The 19,213-nt window shown below is 41.6% G+C and carries 11 protein-coding genes; 7 read left to right on the top strand and 4 right to left on the bottom strand.

Annotation, left to right across the window (positions count from 1 at the left end; all coding sequences use genetic code 11):
• Positions 1-66 precede the first annotated feature (66 nt).
• Complete coding sequence (locus tag IYN84_RS00840) at positions 67-546, top strand: flagella synthesis protein FlgN (RefSeq protein WP_196137282.1); 480 nt, start codon at positions 67-69, stop codon at positions 544-546.
• A gap of 112 nt (positions 547-658) precedes the next feature.
• Here the strand turns inward: IYN84_RS00840 and rnt are convergent, their stop codons facing one another.
• Together rnt and IYN84_RS00830 are read right to left on the bottom strand one after the other, a co-directional pair.
• Positions 659-1,267, bottom strand: coding sequence for a ribonuclease T (gene rnt / locus IYN84_RS00835; RefSeq protein ID WP_210330321.1), 609 nt, complete (start codon positions 1,265-1,267; stop codon positions 659-661).
• A 180-nt stretch (positions 1,268-1,447) separates the two neighbouring features.
• Positions 1,448-4,312, bottom strand: a complete 2,865-nt coding sequence (locus tag IYN84_RS00830) for a molybdopterin-dependent oxidoreductase (protein WP_196137280.1) — start codon at positions 4,310-4,312, stop codon at positions 1,448-1,450.
• Positions 4,313-4,685: 373 nt separating this feature from the next.
• Here IYN84_RS00830 and cobA point away from each other — a divergent pair, with 373 nt between their 5' ends.
• The 5 genes from cobA to IYN84_RS00805 are packed head-to-tail and all read left to right on the top strand — an operon-like array spanning position 4,686 to position 11,993.
• Positions 4,686-5,585, top strand: coding sequence for a uroporphyrinogen-III C-methyltransferase (cobA, locus tag IYN84_RS00825; protein ID WP_196137279.1), 900 nt, complete (start codon positions 4,686-4,688; stop codon positions 5,583-5,585).
• A gap of 19 nt (positions 5,586-5,604) precedes the next feature.
• The gene (gene nirB, locus IYN84_RS00820) at positions 5,605-8,226 is read left to right on the top strand and encodes a nitrite reductase large subunit NirB (protein WP_196137278.1); all 2,622 of its coding nucleotides are present in this window, start codon (positions 5,605-5,607) and stop codon (positions 8,224-8,226) included.
• A 28-nt stretch (positions 8,227-8,254) separates the two neighbouring features.
• Positions 8,255-8,587: a nitrite reductase small subunit NirD gene (nirD, locus tag IYN84_RS00815; protein WP_196137277.1), complete on the top strand. Its 333-nt coding sequence runs from the start codon at positions 8,255-8,257 to the stop codon at positions 8,585-8,587.
• Between the two features lie 15 nt (positions 8,588-8,602).
• A complete protein-coding gene (locus tag IYN84_RS00810) occupies positions 8,603-10,069 on the top strand; it encodes a NarK family nitrate/nitrite MFS transporter (protein ID WP_196137276.1) in 1,467 nt (488 codons plus the stop codon).
• A gap of 31 nt (positions 10,070-10,100) precedes the next feature.
• Positions 10,101-11,993 carry a bifunctional protein-serine/threonine kinase/phosphatase gene (locus IYN84_RS00805; RefSeq protein WP_196137275.1) on the top strand — a complete coding sequence of 631 codons (1,893 nt, stop codon included), beginning with the start codon at positions 10,101-10,103 and terminating at the stop codon, positions 11,991-11,993.
• Between the two features lie 18 nt (positions 11,994-12,011).
• Here IYN84_RS00805 and IYN84_RS00800 read toward each other — a convergent pair whose 3' ends face one another.
• Positions 12,012-13,178 (bottom strand): bifunctional precorrin-2 dehydrogenase/sirohydrochlorin ferrochelatase, encoded by a 1,167-nt coding sequence (locus IYN84_RS00800; RefSeq protein ID WP_196137274.1) that lies wholly within the window; start codon positions 13,176-13,178, stop codon positions 12,012-12,014.
• A gap of 263 nt (positions 13,179-13,441) precedes the next feature.
• Between IYN84_RS00800 and IYN84_RS00795 the strand changes: the two genes are divergently transcribed.
• Positions 13,442-14,335 carry an OmpA family protein gene (locus IYN84_RS00795; RefSeq protein WP_196137273.1) on the top strand — a complete coding sequence of 298 codons (894 nt, stop codon included), beginning with the start codon at positions 13,442-13,444 and terminating at the stop codon, positions 14,333-14,335.
• On the opposite strand, the gene IYN84_RS00790 is transcribed toward IYN84_RS00795, so the two are convergent.
• Complete coding sequence (locus IYN84_RS00790) at positions 14,332-19,053, bottom strand: hybrid sensor histidine kinase/response regulator (protein ID WP_196137272.1); 4,722 nt, start codon at positions 19,051-19,053, stop codon at positions 14,332-14,334. The genes IYN84_RS00795 and IYN84_RS00790 overlap by 4 nt on opposite strands.
• Positions 19,054-19,213: the final 160 nt, after the last annotated feature.

Below are 19,213 nucleotides of genomic sequence, written 5' to 3'. Positions count from 1 at the left end.
ATTCAGTTTTACTCAGCATGCACGTTAAACGTGCCAGAGTTAAATTAGCCAAGAAAGGTGAGAAAGATGGATAACAATACACTTTGTTTAACCGTAATAAATCAATGGAAACAGGACTATCAAAACCTGTTTGAAGTTTTATCAAACGAGCAAATGGCGCTAGAAAAGCGAGACTTTGAAGCCCTTGCTGACGCATCTGTTGAGAAACAGCATTGGGTCAATATCATTAATCGACATGAAGTAGCGCCGCAGCTAGTTCAGCAATCTAGTCACGGAGACGCGAAATTTCAGCGCTATACCTTGGTCGATTTTAAAAACCACTGTTATAAAAGTGAGGAAACTCAGCAAGGCTGGATTCAGCTAATGGAGTTGGTATCCAAGTGTAGCTTCCAAAATGAAGTTAACGGTAGACTGCTGCAACTGGTTCAAGAAGCGAGCAAAAGAACTTTTAACTTGATTAGAGGATTCGACCCCGATAACAACATTTACGATTCTTCAGGTAGTCGTTCAATGGTCTCAACTTCAAGAGCGTCTGTGTCAGCCTGATTGGTCATTATTCAGCATCAGGCGACACAAATTTGGTTAAATAAGCAGTTTTAGTTAACGATATAAATTTACTTAACGCTACAATGTAGCGTTTCTATGATCTTGTGTTAATTCAGTCACCTAGCGGCCATCCACCAAGCTTTTTCCAGCGATTGACAATAAAGCAAAAAAGCTCGGCAGTCTTCTCAGTATCGTAGAGAGCCGAATGCGCCTGGTTATTGTCAAAACTGATTCCAGCAGTTTGACAGGCTTTCGCCAATACAGTTTGACCTAATGCTAGTCCCGCCAGGCTGGCTGTATCGAAAGTAGTAAACGGATGAAATGGGTTTCTCTTTGCTTTTATTCGTTCTGAAGCAGCCGAGACAAATCCCATATCGAATCCGGGGTTGTGTCCCACAAGAACACAACGCTGGCACTCGGCTTCTTTTTGTTCAGCTTTCAATCCCTTAAATATCTCATTGAGAGCATGCTTTTCAGAAACAGCTCCTCGTAAGGGGTGAAAAGGATCTATTCCGGTGAATTCAATCGACGCCTGTTCAATGTTGGCTCCCTCAAATGGCTCAACATGGTAATGCCATCGATTGGCGAGATGGAGATATCCTTGCTCGTCGAACTTGAGCGAAACAGCAGCGATCTCTAGCAAAGCATCGGTATTCGCATTAAAACCACCGGTTTCAACATCGACTACCACTGGGTAAAAACCGCGGAATCGGCGGCTCATCATTGTCATAACAGGAAATGGTCCTTAAAACGCCTTTCAGCAGACGCTTATTTTTGATTTTCGTCATTTTAGCAAGGCTTACTATTGAAACCAACAATTAGACTCATTGAGCCCTACATTTATTGACGATTATAGCGCTTACAAGCATTTAGCCTCCTTTTTGATGCATTTACCGGTTAATTATCCGCTCGAACTCTCTCTTAAGTTGAGTGCTGTCCGCGATTGCTCATTATTCAAAGAAAGTGCCATTGAAATCTCGGCGATACAGCTACCGCAGCCTTTTCCGGCACCGGTCGTTCGTATAACTTCTTCCAATAGCTGTTCCTTGTTTTTCTCTTCTTTTGCACAAGTTATTGAATCCAACGATTTAATTTCATGCTCAATATAACTGCGTGAGACTTTTGCGCAAAGACACAGGTAATCTCGATTAATTTCTTTAAGTTCAGAACTTCCGGCTACCAACGCTGCTTTTTGCGACAGGGTCAGCGGACCTTCCAGCAGGGAGTCCATCCATGGAGTTGATACTTTATTGCCAACCTGCCCAATCTGAAAAGCCGCCAATAACGAGCCCTCTTCAAGGATCGCTAATCTTCTAACCTTTTCACTGTATTTTCCTTGCCTGATGATCGATCTGTTTTCACTAGCATTCTGCAAACGCTTCCCTTCGCCTCGCAGTAATTGTCTGGTTCGATTCTCTTCGAATGAGTGAAGATAAGTTCGTCCCATCAACCAACAGTAAAGTTTTTTATATGCCTCATCGATAGTTTCTTCTAATGCCAGAGAGTAGCGATAACCACCTCTGATTTTTATCCTGTACCAATAATGAAAAGGCAACTCTTCAAAGAAAAACGGACTAACCAAAGTTGCTTCACTTTGCATATTCACTGGCTTTATAGAAACTCGAGACTGCTTGAATGCGGGCTGTCCCGACTGAGGATCACATTGTCGATCGACTAGCTGATTAACACCGCCGCTGGACAGGTGATTGTTTGCAAAATGCATAGGAATAAAAAGTTGGCCTCTAGCAACTTCATAAGAATAATTCGCCCGGATTATCATACTTTTCTGAAAACTGGATAGTTCGACAAAACTAGCATCGTTAATTTTGTTTTCAGCGGCATCGATCGGATGCATTGAAACGCATGCTTCTACGACATGGTGGTTTAATTCGGTAGCAAGCTCGGTACGAGTCATCGTGTGCCACTGATCCCGGATACGGCCAGAATTTAAAATAAAACCAGGTTTTGTCTTAGAAGAAGTCAGATGGGATTGAGACAGCAAAGAAACTTTGTTGCTATTTAGATCTTCAACAGAGCGCCAATAATTTACTGCGATCATCTCAGGTCTTTTTGACCGGGTATGAAAGCGGCAATCAAAAAGTGCACTTTGCCCACCCAAAACAATCGATTGGTTGTCAGTTTGCGGCCATTGAACAGGCACCATCCGATCATAGTGTTCACTAGTCAAGTCCTGCAGAGGCTTCAATGCAATGCTCCCCGTCAAGGGATAAGACTCATTCAACAAGGTTATGTGCTCGTTAAAAATCTGGGCAACGTTTGAATAGTTAAAAGCCTTACTAAACCCCATTGCTTTGGCTACCTCACAAATGATCCACCAATCGGGTTTGGCTTCACCCACAGGTTCCATAAACGCCCGTTGTCGAGAAAGCCTCCTTTCTGAGTTGGTCACTGTACCACTTTTTTCTCCCCAGCCTTGTGCCGGCAAGACAAGATCCGCATAGGCCAGTGTCTCACTGGATTGAAAAACCTCATTAACGACAACAAACTCACAAGCATTAAGTGCTTTTTTCACCAGTTGAGTATCTGGCAGAGAAACCAGAGGATTTGTCGCCATAATCCACAGCGCTTTCACTTTCCCTTTCAAAATTCCTTCAAAAATCTCAACCGCTTTTAGACCGGGTGAACGAGGTAGCTGGTGTGACTGCCAAAATGATGAAAGCCAATTTAAATTCTCCTCATTATAATCAAGATGACCGGCCAAACTCGTTGCCATAGCACCGACTTCCCTGCCCCCCATGGCGTTAGGTTGTCCCGTCACAGGAAATGGTCCCATACCGATTCTTGCAATACGGTTGGTATAAAGGTGACAGTTAATGATAGCGCTCGCGGTGTCTACAGCTACTGAGGATTGATTGACGCCTTGTGAAAAAATAGTGACTACCTTTTCTGTGTTCGCGAAAAGTTTCCAAAAATAATGTAATTGCTCCAGAGAAATCCCCGTTTCGTCAATCAACCGCCGAATGTTTCTAAAATCAGTTACTGCATACTCAATTGCGCCTTTTTGAATATCTGGTGAAAAATAATCATTGCAGGCAAGCCCGTGTTGGTGAAGAAACCCTAGCAAGCTGTTAAATAGTAACAGATCGGTCCCGGGGTTTATCGCAAGATGCAGATCGGTAATTTCGATACACGGGGTGATTCTCGGATCAATCAGAATTATTTTCTTTTTCGGGTTTGCTATTTTGGATTCTTTTAGCCTTTGATAAAGCACCGGATGACACCAGGCCAAATTTGAACCAACCAATAGTACAAGCTCTGCCTGCTCAATATCCTGATAATCTGGAACGACGGTATCACTGCCGTAAGCCTTCTTTTGAGCTAATGCCGGTGATGACATACAAAGTCTTGAGTTAGTATCAATGTTGGCACTACCGATAAAGCCTTTCATCAACTTATTGGCAATATAATAATCTTCGGTGAGTAACTGCCCTGAAACATAGAAGGCAATCGAGTCAGGCCCATGCTTATCGATAGTTTGATTAAGCTGACTCGCTACATAGGCGATGGCCTTCGACCATTGAAGATTTCCTGTTGGCGTGTAGGGTTGATGAATTCTCGCATTTCCATCCAGGGTTGAAAGCAAGTTTCTCCCTTTGGTGCAAAGCTTTCCAAAGTTTGCCGGATGAGACTTGTCGCCGCTGAGCGATAGCTTGCCATCGGGACCGCCACTAATTTCTATTCCGCAGCCAACGCCACAATAGGGGCAAGTGGTCCTGACTGGATAATCGCATCTGTATCCTTGCAATTCAATTTCACCTTTAATGATAAAACCATTCGAATTGCAACAAACGATCCAACGAATAATCACCGCTGATACATTCGCTTAAACCCTCATTAACATTGAAAATGTTTTCAAGCGATCTCCTTAATCAGATTCTATTGATTGAAAAATCGCACCAACAGCGTGCAATGATATGACCTTTGACGCTATTTGCGCACAGACCAAGTGCAACCAACTTCATCAATTTAGTTATCGGCTAGTTTGTGTTTTTTCATTCTTAATAATCGAAAGCCCAGAAAAATCGGGCTTATAACAAAAATGAATGCAATCATTTTTCTAGCTGGCATTTTAATTGCTCTGTGTGAACTTATCTTTTCTTATCAGATGAACCGAATCGATGGAAAAAAGTAGTATCTCTAATAAGCACGAAAAACATTTTCAAAAGAGTAACAAGGGCAAAGTGTCTCTAATTGGTGCTGGTCCCGGCGATCCAGAACTACTTACTCTAAAAGCAGTTAAAGCGCTTAATAGCGCTGACGTCATTCTTTATGATCAGCTAGTAGCAGAAGAAATAATCCATGCACTTCCCAAGAGAGTGAGAAAAATTTTTGTTGGAAAACACAAAGACAACCACACTATCTCTCAAAAGAACCTAAATCAACTCTTAATAAAACTTGCTTGTAAAGGCCTCAATGTTTGTCGTTTAAAAGGAGGAGACCCATTTATTTTTGGACGCGGCAGCGAAGAACTACTGGCGTTAAAAGAAAACCAGATTATTGCAGAAGTCATTCCAGGAGTAACCGCAGCATCGGGCTGCTCAAGCTATGCAGGCATTCCTTTAACCCACAGAGGCGTATCTCAGGGTTGCAGTTTTGTTACCGGATTTAGCGCGGAAAAAGACTTAATAAACTGGCAAGCCCTCGCTCAGCTTGGTCATACTCTGGTTTTTTACATGGGACTTAGCCAGTGTTTAAAAATTGAAAATCACCTGCTGGCGAACGGCATGTCAGCGGATACACCAGTAGCGGTCATCGAAAATGGTTGCCGAAAAAACCAAAGAGTCATTCGCAGCCAGCTCGACAACTTGAACAGGTTGCCTGAAAAATTTCAACTAAAGTCTCCTGCATTAATCATTATCGGTGCCTGTGTCGACTTTGCAGAAATATTGAACTGGTTTGATTCAGGAACTCAAGACACTTTTGGCGATGGAGTCTTAAATCCTATAGAAAGTTCAGCACGCTATTCAAGTTCAAACACTCTGGACGCAAGTCCTGTGAAGTCATGGGCAAGGCTATAACTTGCATAAGGAGCAATAAATGAAACACTATGATTTTATCATTGTCGGTAACGGAATGGTTGGCAATAAATTTATCGACTATGCAATTAAATATCGGCACAAAGAAGAAGTTGGTAAGCAATCTAAAGCTCTCTCTTTTCTGGTCCTGAGTGAAGAATCAAAACTGGCATACGATCGAGTGCAACTAAGTAGCTATTTTTCCAATAAGAGCGCGCAAGACCTGTCGCTGGCAAGCGAAGAAGAATACCGAAAAAACAACATTGATTTTGTCACCAATTGCAAGGTGCTTTCGATACATCGCGATGACAAATTAATCTCGACTCAATGTGGCCAACAATTCACTTATCATAAATTAATTCTGGCAACCGGCTCTTTTCCATTTATTCCGGCAATCAAAGGAAGTAAAGGAGAGTCGATTCACGTCTACCGCACATTGGATGATCTCGACGCAATAAAACAAAGCGCCTGCGCGGCATCAACTGGCGTGGTTATCGGTGGAGGTCTGCTCGGTCTCGAAGCAGCCAACGCACTCAACAACTTAAATTTGAAAACCACGGTCGTGGAATTCGCTCCTCGACTAATGCCGGTGCAACTGGACAAGAATGGCTCCAAACTTCTTAAGCAAAAAATTGAATCACTTGGCCTTTCCGTATTACTCGAAAAAAATACCAAAGAAATCATCAGTGGTGAGCAAAGCCGTTACCGTTTGAACTTTACCGATGGCAGTCATTTGGAAACCGACATGATCATTTTTTCCGCAGGTATAAGACCACAGGATAAACTCGCCGCTTCCAGTGGATTGGCTACAGGCGAAAGGGGTGGGATTATGATTGATAGTTATTGCCTAACCAGCGATAAATCAATATATGCAATTGGCGAGTGTGCTTCATGGCAAGGTTCAACTTTCGGTCTGGTTGCTCCTGGATACCAGATGGCAAAAGTAGCTTTTACCCACGCAATAAATACTCTCAAAGAAAATATAGGTAAAACAAAATCCTCGCAAGAAGAGCCCCTCGAATTTTGCGGGTCTGACATGAGTACCAAATTGAAACTACTTGGAGTCGATGTCGCCAGTATCGGAGATGCACATGGTCAAACGGAAAATTGTCTGTGCTATTGTTTTAGCGATGAGACGGATGGCATTTATAAGAAACTGGTAATATCCGCTGATGCCAAACACCTTATCGGCGCAGTTCTTGTTGGTTGCACCAAGGACTATGGACAATGGCTCCAATTATACCTCAACCAGATTGAACTCCCTGCCTCACCGGAAAGGTTGCTTTTTCCAGAGTTTGATGAATCCAGTGAAACCAACGCGAGTGGTGTTCATAGTCTCCCGGATAATGCGCAGATTTGTTCATGCAACGACGTCACCAAAAAACAGATCCATGGATGTATTCAAAGCGGCGTACACGAGCTATCGGTAATAAAACAGGAAACAAACGCGGGCACCGGGTGCGGCGGCTGTACTCAATTGATTGGACAAATTCTTACCTGTGAGCTGGAAAAAATTGGCGTTGCAGTCAATAACCATATTTGCGAGCACTTCGATTATTCAAGACAAGAGTTATTCGATATTGTAAAAACGACCCGAATAAAAACTTTTGCTCAACTCATAAGCGATTACGGACATGGGAATGGTTGTGAACTATGTAAACCGGTTATAGCGTCCATTTTGGCATCACTGTGGAATGAACCAATACTGGACAAGCCTCATCTTGGATTACAAGACACAAATGATGCATTTCTTGCCAATATGCAAAAAGACGGAACCTATTCGGTGGTCCCTAGAATTCCGGGCGGAGAAATTACGCCGGATAAACTAATAGTTATCGGCCAGGTCGCAAAAGATTTTGGACTTTATACCAAAATTACCGGCGGACAAAGAATTGATCTCTTCGGCGCACAACTTCATGAACTACCACAGATATGGAAACGCCTAATCGATGCCGGTTTTGAAACCGGTCATGCCTACGGCAAAGCATTGAGAACAGTAAAATCCTGCGTTGGCTCTACCTGGTGTCGGTTTGGCGTTCAAGATAGCACCGGGATGGCTATCTACCTGGAACAAAGATACCGCGGAGTTCGCTCTCCTCATAAAATAAAAATGGCGGTGAGCGGCTGTGCTCGTGAGTGCGCCGAAGCGCAAAGTAAAGACTTTGGTGTGATAGCAACTGAAAAAGGATGGAACCTGTATGTCGGTGGTAACGGCGGTATGAGACCACGCCACGCAGACCTTTTTGCAACTGACCTTAATGACAAAACTCTTATCCAATATATCGATCGCATCATGGTGTTCTACATTCGTACAGCGGAGCGACTGCAACGAACTTCCGTCTGGCTGGAAAGTCTTGAAGGCGGCCTTGACTATCTAAAAGAGGTTGTAATCAAGGATAAACTTCAGCTAAACGCAGAAATGGAAGATCAAATGAAACATCTGGTAAATAGCTACCAATGTGAATGGAAGAATACCTTGCAAGATACAAAAAAATTGAAACGTTTCAACCATTTTATCAATAGCCGCGCCCCGGATCCGGAAGTAGTATTTGTCGATGAACGAGGACAAAAAAGACCGGCAGATGAAAAGGAAAAGGCGGCAATAAAGAATGCAGCTACAAGTCATTTATTAACCACGGCGTAGTATTCAATTAACTATTCAGGAGATTCCCATGCAAAGCCAATGGCAAGAAATTTGTGAACTTGATGATATTTATCCACATAGCGGAGTCTGTGCAGAAGTTAATGGCCGGCAGGTCGCCATCTTCCGGTTAAGCGAAAACTCTGAGCTTCGTTCAATCGAAAACTTCGACCCTATTGCAAAAGCCAATATTTTATCTCGAGGAATCATCGGCGAACGAAACGGTAAACCGGTTGTTTTTTCCCCGTTATACAAGCACCCATATTGCCTTGACACTGGCGTGTGTCTGGAAGATGAAGGCGTTAGCGTGCCTGTTTATAGCGTTAAAACACTAGAAGAAAAAATCTTAATCCGAGTTAAATAGCCGGCAGGAGTTATCATGAAAAATAGTAGTTTCAAACTGAATCGATTTAGCGGCAAAATGAAAATTCTTCATTTAAGCTGGATGGCTTTTTTCCTGACCTTCCTGGTCTGGTTCAACCATGCCCCACTTCTTGGAGCAATAGCCCAGTCGCTTTCCTTGTCTGCGTCGGAAATTAAGGCGCTATTGATTTTGAATGTCGCCATTGCAATTCCGGCCCGGGTAATTATAGGTATGGTTACGGATCACTTCGGCCCGAGGTTAACCTATAGCCTGCTACTTTTAGTTTGTAGCATTCCTTGTTTTTACTTTTCCCTCGCCGAAAATTTTGAACAAGCAGCAATTGCTCGTTTTCTTCTGGGTTTTATCGGCGCGGGCTTTGTAATTGGTATTCGCCTTGTTAGTGAGTGGTTTCCCGCCAACGAACTCGGAATTGCTGAAGGGATCTACGGCGGTTGGGGTAACTTTGGATCGGCCGCGGCTGCGATAAGCCTTCCTGCATTAGCATTGACTTTTGGGGGCGATGACGGCTGGCGCTATGCAATTTCGATCACGGGGTTACTTTGCGTTATTTTTAGCATCATTTTCTACGTTGAAGTACGAGATACGCCGAAAGGTTCCACCTATTTTAAACCTAAGTCCAGCGGCGCTATGGAAGTTACCAGTCGAGGAGACTTCTTGCTGCTATTGCTCATGAAAATTCCGATGTATCTGGTTTTGGGACTTCTGGTATGGAAACTCTCAAGTTCTCCAATGGTACTATTGTCGGCAAAATCAGCAGAATGGATTTACATTGGTTTGATCCTGGTATATTGCTACGAAGTTATTCAATGCTTTAAGGTCAACAAAAGCATCTTTGTAAAACCGATTGAATCAATCCATCGTTATCAATTCAAACAAGTTGCTATTCTCAATATCCTCTATTTTGCGACTTTTGGCTCCGAGCTCGCCGTAGTTTCCATGCTACCATTATTTTTTGCGGAAACTTTCGAGCTGGACATGGTCTATGCCGGTCTAATTGCTTCAGGCTATGCCTTTATGAACCTCTTTTCAAGACCTGGCGGAGGATGGATTAGCGATCGCTTCGGACGAAAGGCCAGCCTTCTCGTACTCACCAGTGGGCTGGCTGTTGGTTATTTTATGATGGCAATGATATCTTCCCAGTGGCCATTGTTTATCGCCCTTCTGGTTGCCATGAGCTGTTCCTTTTTCGTTCAAGCAGGTGAAGGAGCGGTATTTGCCGCGGTACCTCTAATCAAACGACGATTAACTGGGCAAATAGCAGGAATGACCGGAGCTTACGGCAACGTCGGTGCCGTCTGCTTTTTAACCGTTTTATCTTTCACCAGCTATCAGCTTTTCTTTTTGATCATAGCTCTATGCGCCATGTTGAGTTTGATAGCGCTTATCTTTTTAACGGAACCCAAAGGTAGCATCGCTGAAATTAATGAGGATGGCAGTATAGAATTAATTGGCATTGGTTAAATTGTAATTTGCTAAATCAGGGATTAACCAAATGCAAACGACGAAAAATTACCGAAGCGATAAACATACCGGTGACTTAGCAACTAATACTAGCTTATCAATTTCTATTGGTTGCTTTTCCGCGGCGGGAAAGAAATCTGAAAATCAAGATTGCTGGTCTCTCGGTAAGGCAAAGCAAAAACCAATAGTTTCCAGACAAGAATTGATGGAAACTTATTCGGTTTCATTGACCGATCATTCAATAAGTATTGACGCTTGCGCTCGTTCAGCGCTTCAACCGGAGACAGGGGTTAGCAAAGGGTTAGCTCTCTGTATTGCCGACGGAGTTTCACACTGCCAGGAAGCAAAGGCGGCAAGCGCCTTTGTTACCCGAAAATTTATCGATGAATATTTTAAAACCGAAAAATTTTGGTCTCTTGGGAAAAGCATTAGAGCAACGCTCGACAAGGTAAATTTCCAGCTTTATCAAATGGGAAAAGAAAGCGAGATAGGTAGTTCGACTTCAAATTACTACGACGAATACTCCAGCCGCAACGCCAGACTTACGACGTTTAGTGGTGGAATTATCAGTGGAGAGAATCTGCACCTGTTCCATGTGGGCGACAGCAGAGTAGTTTTACTGCGTGACGGTACTGCCACCCAACTGACTTCAAGTCATAATCAGAAATTAGGCTTTCGAAATAAGGTGTTGACTCGTGCCGTTGGCGCCGACACAAAAGTTTCTGTTGATTATTCCACACATAAAGTTTACCAGTCCGATATATTGATATTGACTACCGATGGCGTTCACGAATTTGTCGATACTACCAAAATTCAAGAAATTGTTGAAAATAACCCGCAATTGGAAGAAGCCGCCAGAATAATCGGCCGGGCAGCTATTAAGATGGGCAGTTACGATAACGTGACTTGTTTAATTGCCAGAATTGACGAACAACCGATCGCCGACATTAGTCAACTCGAAACGACCTTACTAGAACTACAAATTCCGCCAAAGCTTATCCCAGGCAATAGAATTGACAACTACAGGGTAGTCGAAACCCTGCATGAAAACAATCGCTCACATATTTACCTGGTTAACCATATCGATAGCGGTAAAAAATATGTGCTCAAGGTTCCATCGATAAATTTTGCTGAAGACATTTACTATCGGCAAAATTTTAGCAGAGAGCTTTGGCTAGGAGCACAGCTCGACTCTCCATTTTTTATGCGAACTTATCCGAAAAAGGAAAATACCAAGCTATGTTACATCTTATGTGAACATATCAAAGGACAAAATCTACGACAGTGGATCTATGATAATCCCAATCCGTCACTCGCATCTGTGAGAAAAATAGTTTCGCAAATAATCAAGGCACTACGTTTACTTAAACGCCTTGAAATATGTCACCGGGATCTGAAACCAGAAAACTTAATGATCGACACCAAAGGACGAATAAAAATTATCGATTATGGTGCAGCGTCCATCGCAGCAGTGGAGGAATCTTTGCTTAATCTGGCGCCAGACTACCCTGCGGGTACTCAGGGATATATGGCACCGGAAACAGTAAAATATTTAAAACATAATTGGCAAAGTGATTTTTATTCTTTGGCTGTAATTACATTTGAATTGTTGACAGGAAAGCTCCCTTTTAGTTATGAGCACCGGTTCAATCGACGCCCTGAAAAATGGCGATACATTTCGCTCTCGAATTATCGAAATGATTTACCTTTCTGGCTGGATATTGCGTTGGAAAAATCTCTGTCTCAGGATAAAAACTTGAGACAACAATCCTATTCTGAATTTGAGCAGGACATTTCCTGGCCTAACAAAGAAATCGAACGGCTTTATCTTGAAAGACCACTCCTTGAAAGAGATCCGGTTAAATTTTGGCAATACTGCAGCCTCGGACTAACCTGCGCTCTAGTGCTTTCTTTATTCTACTGATCAGCATTTCCATTAAAATCAATGGACCGCCTTAATCAGTTTGATTGAAAATTCAGCTTGAGTAACATGTCTTAAGATTATCTGTTTTATGATTTTGAAGTTTTTCTCAAAAGAATTCCCCTGGCTTAAAAAAAGGATATTCTCTTCGCAGACGATATTATCAAGAATATTTCTTCTCAGTTTGATTTTATCTGGCAGCTCGTTATCCGCCAAATCTTTATTTGCGAGTTCTTCATTTATTCGCTCATTACTGGCAATAACGCTATCATCATTGGAAATGACAAACGATTCTTGTAGTTCTATTTTTTCAGCGTCCCGTCGAAGAAAACTCTGAAGTTCACCTGACATGGAAAAATCATAAATAATACGATCAGCTTTATGCATCGCTCGAAGCGCTGCAACTGTTAGCTCTTCGCTTTGCAACCTGCCTAAGTCACAAAAATAAATCGTTCCTCGAAGTTTCGAACAATGGCCCCGGCAATTATCGACTATTGTTTCATTTTCATTGAATCCGGCTGTTACTTTCAGACTATTTGCGAGCGACTCTATCATAGAGTCTATCTCAGCTTGAGTCTTGAGACTAAACCGAGTGGTTTGTGCAAGATTTTGTGATAGTTTCCAGTCAAGAAGGTCTTCAAACAGTTTTTCCCAAAGAACTCTTCTCATGGTGGGAGATTGAACATTTTGATTAACCCAAGAGCGTTTTGATTCAACCTGTTCAACTAACGTTCCCATTTCGGCGGGTATAAGCCATTCAAATTTTTCACGCAACATTCGCGTTAATACCGGTGTCGCACCACCGGAAGAAATGCCAATTGTCATGGGCGAACGATTGATGATAGAAGGAAAAATAAAGCGACATAATTCGGGAGTATCTACTACATTGACTAGAATATTTTGTTTTTCCGCATCTTCAAACACTTGTCGGTTAACTTGCTCAATATCGGTCGCAGCGATTACCAACCTGACATCCTCAAGTAGTTCAACCTGATAGGTTTGCCTTAACCCGCGGGCTTTTCCACTCTGACAAAGCGCTTGAATGGCACTGTTAATTTGTGGACTGACAAAGGTAACGCAGGCACCAGCATTGATCAGGGTTGTTCCCTTCCGACATGCTACACTGCCACCGCCAACCACCAGCACTTTAATACCGGAAAGCCTTATGTTAATCGGTAAATATTTCATTTCTGGTTGACTCCCAGGTTGTTAAGAGGTCAATAGCGCACCTATAAGAAGCATATTTATTTTAAATATCAATAGGTTACAGATTACCATAAAGTGAAGACTTACAAATAATTCTTACTTAGAACAATTAGATTTAAGTCGTCATTTTTAACGCCGATAACAACAAATAATAGTATTGAAGATTGCTTTCAGTCTGTTAGTAGACGGCTATCATCGTACAGCCTGCAGCAATAGAACTTATTAAAACAAAGGAAAACCTGTTAATGAGGAGTACACGTCAAATTCTTCGTAAATCGCTGCTGGCTATCATCGGAGGAACGATTAGTCTGAGCGCTTTTGCCAGTTTTAAACATTATGAAGCGCCAATGGACGAATCAAGGTGGTACTTCTCAGGCAACCCGATAGAGTGCAAACTAATTCACAACATTCCCATGTATGGCGATGCTGAATTTAGAAAAATTGCAGGTAGACAAGAAATGCTGGGATTCAACCTTGGTTATAAAAGACAGGCGATCGAAAGCAGCAAAGTCGCCAGAGTCATGGCACTCTCGCCTAGTTGGCAACCTCATCAGAACAATAGAGAACTTGGAGAAGTCACACTTAAAACAGGTCCGTATATTGTGAAAAGCTCAGAGAGTTCAAGCTGGCGACTGCTGAACGAGCTCGAAGTTGGCCGGTATCCAACCTTCTATTATCAGGAATTTAATCATCTGGAAGATCAGGTGGCGGTTTCTCTTTCTTCAATTGGTTTCAGACCTCAGTATGATAAATTTCTAGATTGTCTGACCTCGCTAGTTCCTTACAAACTAAATGAACTAACTAAAATGACTCTTTACTTTGATTTTGATCGCTTCAGCGTGAAAACCCTGTATAAAGAAAGACTCTACGCTCTCGCGCAATATATTAAATATGACCCTTCACTAGAAGTTGTATTCATCGATGGTTATACCGACAGTAAAGGCTCTCGATATTACAACCAGAAACTAGCAGAAAGGCGAATTGACTCTGTTAAGAACATTCTGCAGCTTGATGGGGTAAAAGATGAACGTTTTAAAACCACCGCCTTCGGTGAAAAAAAGCCAGCTCAATCGAACAGAACAGCGAAAGGTCGCTCTCTTAATCGTAGAGTACTAATCAAAATTGTGCAAAACGGCTAACGCCTATCGTTCTCCAAATATGACTCAACTAGACGACAAACCTGGTGTAACTTTGAAAGAAAATGACTAAGTTGTTGGTCGTCTAGTGACCGGTCAGAGCTACTTGCTAACTCAAGGCTCAGACAAACCTTCCTGAGTGATTCAGCACCGATAGTCGCTGCCAGCCCCTTTATAGTATGGAAAAAACTTCCCATGCTAATATCTGTAGACTCTTTCTCAATATCTTTTATTGTTCTCATATAGCTGTATTTATCGAAAAACATCCTTAAAACCTCTCGATACAATACCAGGTCATTGTCCATTGAAGCCAGCCCCGATTCGAAATCAATGATTTCTGTCTCGTTAACTTTTTTTATACAGGTTATATCATCCGCCTGTTCAGCATGATTTCGCCTTGAATTTTTTGTAGAAATATTGTGTTCAAAAACTCTCTGGCTTGAGATTTCTTGCAATAACACTGAGAGAGAACGAACTTTGGATTTTTCTTCGTTTAACAGCCAGTTTTTTAAACATTCATACAGTTGCTCAGGCTTAATTGGCTTAGATACATAATCATCCATACCTGCGGCAAGACAACGTTCTTTGTCTCCAACCATTGCATGAGCTGTCATAGCCACAATAGGCTCAGGACCAATCAACTCTTTTTCGCGGATAATTTTAGTCGTTTGAATACCATCGAGTATCGGCATTTGCATATCCATAAAGACCATATCAAAACGTTTTGTCTTTAACTTTTCTATCGCTTCCATTCCGTTATTGGCACAGTCGACATTGATTCCGAAAGCTGAAATCAATTCTCTGGCAACTTGCTGATTAATTTCATTATCTTCGACAACCAGAACTGATTTGGAGGCAAGTTTTTTTATTAACCGTATAGAATCATCTGGTGATAATCGGGCATCTTTTGCTTTTGGCGTCCTTACATCTAAAGTTGACAGCAAGCCATCGTGAAGCTCTGATGGCGTAACCGGCTTTTCAATAATTGTATCGAAAATCCGATGGTGCGCAGGATCAATAATTGTTGAAATTCCGGTCATGAGTAAAACATGGGTACTTCTTTCTCCTAACTTCTGCTTCAAATATTCTCCTATCTCAGTAAAACTCGATGTAGGCAAAGAGCTATCAAGCATAATAAGATTAAACTCAGAAAAGTCGATCCCACTCAACTCTAACTGCCTTGGGCTAATATCGGAGGCAAGATATGGGGTGACATTGATACCAAAAGATTCGAGCATTCTCACCAACGCAACAAGCGTCTCCCGGTTGTCCTCAATCACCAAAACTTTCAGTTGATTAAGAAGAGGTTTATCTTCGAAATAGAGTGATTCTGAATTTGATACAATGCCAAACTTTGCATTGAAACTAAATGTTGTACCTTTTCCCTGTAGACTTGAAACATGGATTTCTCCTCCCATCAACTTCACCAAATGACGACTAAGTGACAATCCTAAACCAGTCCCCCCATACTCTCTGGTAGTTGACATGTCGGCCTGAATAAAAGGTTGAAATATCTTCTGTATTTGATCTGATGACATACCAATACCAGAATCAATAATCGAAACTTTGATCTCAACTTTACTCACCGAACGATGAAGTATTTCGAACTTTAATTCGACATATCCCTCAGCAGTGAACTTTATTGCATTGTTGACCAAATTAATAATAACCTGGCTTAATCTCAATTCATCGCCAACCAGTTTAAAATCGACATCCTCTAAATGAGAAACAATCAATTCCAGTTTTTTCTCGCTTGCTTTCGGAGAAACGACATTTAGCACCTGATTAACAACACTTTCTAATTCAAATGCTCTTTTTTCCAAATCAAGTTTATCGGCATCGATTTTCGAATAATCAAGAATATCGTCAATTATTCTTAACAAGGACTTTGAAGATGAACGAATTTTTCCAATATAATCTTGAAGCTTTTCGTTCATAGGCACTCTTAAAGCCAGCTCACTCAATCCGATAATGGCATTCATTGGTGTCCGAATCTCATGACTCATATTAGCCAGAAATTTTGACTTAAGCTCGTTTGATTTTACCGCATAATCTTTTTCTAACTGAGCAATTTGTCTCGCTTTCTCCATCTCAGTTGCAATCTTTCTCTGTCTAAACACAAACACAACTACTGCGGCGGCAGATACAAGGTAAACAAAGTAGGCCAAATTCGACTTCCACCATGCAGGAAGAATTTCTATTTCCAGTCTTGCGTATTCATCGCTCCAAACCCCACTTCGGTTAGCAGCTTTAACAATAAACGTATACTGCCCAGGATCGAGATTTGTATAAGTTACTCTTCGGTTTTTAGCATCTGTAACCAACCAATCGTCATTAAATCCATCAAGTTTATATCTGAACTTATTGCTTTCTGGTGAGGCAAAATGAAGCGCTGAAAACTCGATCGAAAAAGCATTTTGCAAATAATCCAGAACAATAGAGTCAGTTTGTTCTATCGGAAAAATCAGAACATCGTTGTTCTGGTCTTTATGAGTTACTTCACGATCAAAAAGCATTAGCTTAGTTATTTCAACTTTTGGAGGATACGGGTCTTCAACGATATTTTCAGGCAGAAAGCGAGTTAAACCACTTACTGCGCCAAAATATATAGCACCTCTCGAATCTTTATACTTGGCACCGATATAATAGCCGTCGGTTAATGCTCCGAAACCTTTACCATAAAATTTTATCGTTTCACCATCAGGACTTAATTTTGAGATACCTGTAATCGTACTCGCCCATAAAAAGCCTTGAGCGTCACTATAGACTCCGCCAGTAGGTCCAATAGCCTGTCCTGATTTGGCACCTAGCAATAAAAAAGACAGTTGTTGTCGCTTTTCATCCGACTCTGGAATAGTAACTTTGCTCACGCCTTTATCCGTAGCGACAAAGAAGACTCCAGAATTATCACGATAAATATCATTGATATGATTACTACCAATGTTTCCTTTTTCTTCTGCAAGCTGATAACGCGCAATAACTTTCTTGGAGTTCAAATCAAAAATATCCAGGCCACCGAATTCAGTACCAAGCCAAAGATAGTCTTGTTCAAAAAAGAGACTCACCACCGAGCTATCACTCAAGCTGTCAGTATTTCCCTTTTCACTTAGAAAATTTTCAATTTTTCCTGTTTTAATGTTTAAAAGCGAAATTCCACCACCTCGGGTCGCAAACCATATATTATTTTCAGGACCTTCTCGAATCTGCAGAATTGTATTGCTAACAATTGAGTTATCGCTTTCACGCTCAACTTGAAAGTGTTGAACTGTGTTACTTTTCAAATCAATGGAATAGGCACCCCTCTCTCCTGAGCCAACCCATAGCCAACCTCTCGAATCCTTATAAACCTCTCTTACTTGCCCCGTCTTTGATAGAGGCAAAAAATCAGCGCTCTCTGTCAACCCTGTTTCCAGGTTTAATTTCAACAGTCCACTATTCCATGCTGCCAGCCAAAGATGATTTTCATCATCCTCAACAATGGCTCTTACAGATTGATTTTCTAAATGTGCGCCGCCTCGAGTTTGTAGATATTTCTCAAACATTGCAGCGGTATACCCCAGACGATAAACACCTTTAGTCCAGGTTCCCATCCAGAGAACCTGCGTACGATCGATAAAAAAATCGGTAATATCGTCTTCTTCGATATTGGATGTTAAAGAGTTATCAGCAGAAAGGCCTTTTATTTTATGGCTTGAAGAATCATAGACAAACACTCCTCGATGACTGGTTGATATCCATAACCTTCCCTTTGGACCTACAATGAAATCAGTTACCGCATTACTTTGACCGACCACTGAGAGCTCGTCATTAAGTCGCACGTAAGTTTTGTAACTCTCTTCTGTCCTGTTCATATTATTTGTAGAGTTGCCGGCTTGTGATGCGCTTTCTACTTTTTTAACATTGAAAACCTGATTTCCCCAGGTTCCCACCCAAACAGTATTATTTTTATCTTCGAACAATGCGGTCACACTATTGGTAGGTACACTGTTAAAATTGCCGTCTCTTAAATCGACCTCTACTACATTCAAATTGTCGGGATCGATAATATTTAATCCTCCTAGTGAACGACTTGGTTCAAGCCGACTACGGCCACTGCCAACCCATAGACTTCCATCTTTAGCTACCATCAAACTGGCGATGGTATCATTCACGATCTTTTTCGATGAATCAGTACCTGTTTCAGCACTGAAACGAACAACATCACCGGTGTCGGTATTGAGTCGATTTAAGCCGTTTTTTGAAGTACCGACCCACAAATATCCATTGTGGTCCTCTGCAATCGCAGTAATATAATTTCCTGAGAGACTATTGGGATTTGTCGGATCAAAGTAAAAATGAGAGAAACTTTGCGATTTTGGCTCATACCGATTTAATCCAGTACGAGTACCAACCCAAAGACGCTCTTGACTATCAACATAAAGCGCTAATACAAAACTATCAGAAAGAGAGCTGGAGTCATCAGCATCAGCTCGGAAGACTTTAAAATTGTATCCATCAAAACGATTTAACCCGTCTTGAGTAGCAATCCAGATAAATCCTTGAGAATCCTGAGCAATGTCCAGAACGGTTACCTGAGATAAACCATCTTCTCTACTTAATTTTTTAAATTCAACACGCCCTTCCGCAACAACTACTTTTTGATGAATAAAAAAAGAGAACAACACAATCAAAATTGAATTGATGAGTTTTTTTATAACTTTTGCAGCAGTAGACTTTGTCATGAAAAAGGAATTTTAAAGTCACCCGGTATTCGACGCCTCAGAGGCCAATACGATCCCAAAACCTCAAAAGCCTAAGGACAGACTTTTAAGTGAACAAATCATTACTTATCATAATATTAAGTGTAGTTTAAAGCGTAAATTCTGCTCACAATCTTGAATA

This window comes from Aliikangiella sp. G2MR2-5, from assembly GCF_015687155.1.
In the GTDB taxonomy this organism is placed as follows: Bacteria; Pseudomonadota; Gammaproteobacteria; order Enterobacterales; family Kangiellaceae; genus Aliikangiella.
This window is presented reverse-complemented; position numbering and strand designations above follow the sequence as displayed.

Coding starts and splice junctions, on each gene's coding strand:
- cobA (WP_196137279.1), top strand. CDS start 4,686: ATGGAAAAAAGTAGTATCTCTAATAAGCACGAAAAACATTTTCAAAAG.
- rnt (WP_210330321.1), bottom strand. CDS start 1,267: ATGAGCCGCCGATTCCGCGGTTTTTACCCAGTGGTAGTCGATGTTGAA.
- IYN84_RS00790 (WP_196137272.1), bottom strand. CDS start 19,053: ATGACAAAGTCTACTGCTGCAAAAGTTATAAAAAAACTCATCAATTCA.
- nirB (WP_196137278.1), top strand. CDS start 5,605: ATGAAACACTATGATTTTATCATTGTCGGTAACGGAATGGTTGGCAAT.
- IYN84_RS00810 (WP_196137276.1), top strand. CDS start 8,603: ATGAAAAATAGTAGTTTCAAACTGAATCGATTTAGCGGCAAAATGAAA.
- IYN84_RS00800 (WP_196137274.1), bottom strand. CDS start 13,178: ATGAAATATTTACCGATTAACATAAGGCTTTCCGGTATTAAAGTGCTG.
- IYN84_RS00805 (WP_196137275.1), top strand. CDS start 10,101: ATGCAAACGACGAAAAATTACCGAAGCGATAAACATACCGGTGACTTA.
- IYN84_RS00840 (WP_196137282.1), top strand. CDS start 67: ATGGATAACAATACACTTTGTTTAACCGTAATAAATCAATGGAAACAG.
- nirD (WP_196137277.1), top strand. CDS start 8,255: ATGCAAAGCCAATGGCAAGAAATTTGTGAACTTGATGATATTTATCCA.
- IYN84_RS00795 (WP_196137273.1), top strand. CDS start 13,442: ATGAGGAGTACACGTCAAATTCTTCGTAAATCGCTGCTGGCTATCATC.